Below are 1,979 nucleotides of genomic sequence, written 5' to 3' on the forward strand. Positions count from 1 at the left end.
TGTCAAAAAAGAAGCTCCAAAAGAAACAACCAAACTTTCCTATGAAGATCAAAAGAAAAGCAAATCACTGCAAAACCGCTTGAGCAAAGTAGAAAGCCAAATCAAACACTTGGAAATCGATATTCAGCATGACGATAAAGCCTTGGCTTCAAACTATGACAAACATAGCGAGGATGCTAATTTTTTTATGGCATACAATAAAAAGAAAAAAGAATTGGATCAACTTCTGGAAGATTGGGAAACTGTTCAAGGCGAAATTGATTTGTTGTAGAGTTTTCAGTCTCAGTCTCAGTTTTCAGTAATCATATAATCCAGTTTCAATTTTTTTTTTGGAATTTGGAATTTCAAATATTGGAATTTTACTTAAACGGATGTCGTTGTTGCCAGGCTAAGTTTGGCTCAAGTCTCGGAAATATTTTGTCAAAATATTTATCAATCAATTTGTTGTTGTGATAAATAAATCCAGACATCACAACGGGTTCAGCGCCAATGGAGCTTTTAATTTCTAAAGCGGTTCTTCCAAATATTATTTCTTTGAATTGATTCTCAATGCCATATTTTGTCATGTTGTAAAGCATGTTCAGATAGAGCATTTTTTCCTTTTGCACCTGTTCATCATAACCCAAAAAGTAAGTTTCTAAAGTTATTCCGTTGAGCAATAACGTGTGGAAACCAATCAATTCTTTATTCAAAAAATAACCAACCAGAATAAATCCATTTCCACATTGTTTTTTAAAGGATGAGAAATGATTTTTGGCCAAAAAGAAAGTGTTGAAAGGCGCATTCTTAGCTACATGATGATACAATTCATAAATTCTGCTCTCTTGTGAAATGATATCATCCAAAGATAATTCGCGGGTTTCTATACCTTCAAATTTTTTATGTGCGCGTTTGTATTGGTCACGGTATTTTTTAGAAAATGAAGCGACATAATCTTCATTTGTTTTCCATTGTGGCAGCAGTTTAAAAATCATATTCGGCTGCGTATTGAACTCATACATTTTAGAAAAAGCGGATTTCTTGAGTTCAGCAGAGCAATCCTGATAGAAATCTTTGAAAGAAACGATGTGAATTTTTATATTTTGTTTTTTGAAGTAAAGCGTAATCTCATTAGCACATTCGTTCAGTAATTCACCAACGCTTTTTATATCAATTTTTTTATTGAAAACATAACCATTTTGTCCCGTTATCATATTGTTGCCTAGAAATAAAGCGTGTGAGCCAAAATTTCTGAAGACAAAATTCCGGATATAAGTTTTAAAACATTTATCTCTTTCGCCAAACGATTCCAGTTTATTCAAATTAAGATATTGCGCCAACGCGACTCCAATAAGTTCCGATTCTTTAAAAATACCAATGTAAAAACACTGCATGTTTGTTGGTGCCGATTCTTCTAAAACTTTTAAATAGTGTGTTTGCAGAAAAGCATTTTCATAGGCAACTTCGTCCCAGGTACTGGGAAGTTGAGCAATTGAGGAATATATTTTATAAGTAGTTGTTTTCAATAAGCTAAAAAAAATCGCCCTACAAATGTAGAGCGATTAGTTTAATAAATTATGTTAAATTACTGCATCATACAGATTATTCCTCCCATAATCATGAAGCAAACAATCCAGAAACCACCTGTTATCATTACATATTTGAAACTTCTTTTTTCATATAAAGCAGTAGTACCTATTGTTGGAAGAATCATAAATAATCCTGTCATAAAACCATGTAAAGCACCATGTTTGAATGTTCTGAATGCAGTTCCGTAATCTGCCATAAATGCATTATAAGATGGCAAAGCTTTGGCTGGATCACCTCCCACCATTCCTAATGCGCCAAATTGATGGATGCACAGCATCTGTAAAATAAATGCAATAAAAAATGCGTAGATAATCGACATTCCCATTACAAGTGCCATGTTAGGTGATGATTCTTCGTCAGGTGTTATTCCGGTTTCCCGCATCCAGATTCCACCAAAAACTTTCGGATTA

Annotated in this window: 2 protein-coding genes and 1 pseudogene; 1 reads left to right on the forward strand and 2 read right to left on the reverse strand. The window is 33.6% G+C overall.

What is annotated here, in order from left to right:
- Nucleotides 1-271, forward strand: a pseudogene (locus ABIQ27_RS14425) (ABC transporter ATP-binding protein); the annotation flags it as partial.
- A gap of 88 nt (nt 272-359) precedes the next feature.
- Here ABIQ27_RS14425 and ABIQ27_RS14430 read toward each other — a convergent pair.
- Nucleotides 360-1,505 carry an 8-amino-7-oxononanoate synthase gene (locus tag ABIQ27_RS14430; RefSeq protein WP_348034619.1) on the reverse strand — a complete coding sequence of 382 codons (1,146 nt, stop codon included), beginning with the start codon at nt 1,503-1,505 and terminating at the stop codon, nt 360-362.
- A 59-nt stretch (nt 1,506-1,564) separates the two neighbouring features.
- Nucleotides 1,565-1,979: DUF1761 domain-containing protein (locus tag ABIQ27_RS14435; RefSeq protein WP_348034620.1), on the reverse strand; the 415-nt coding region annotated here is incomplete at its 5' end.

The organism is Flavobacterium sp. (genome assembly GCF_039916025.1).
Lineage (GTDB): Bacteria > Bacteroidota > Bacteroidia > Flavobacteriales > Flavobacteriaceae > Flavobacterium.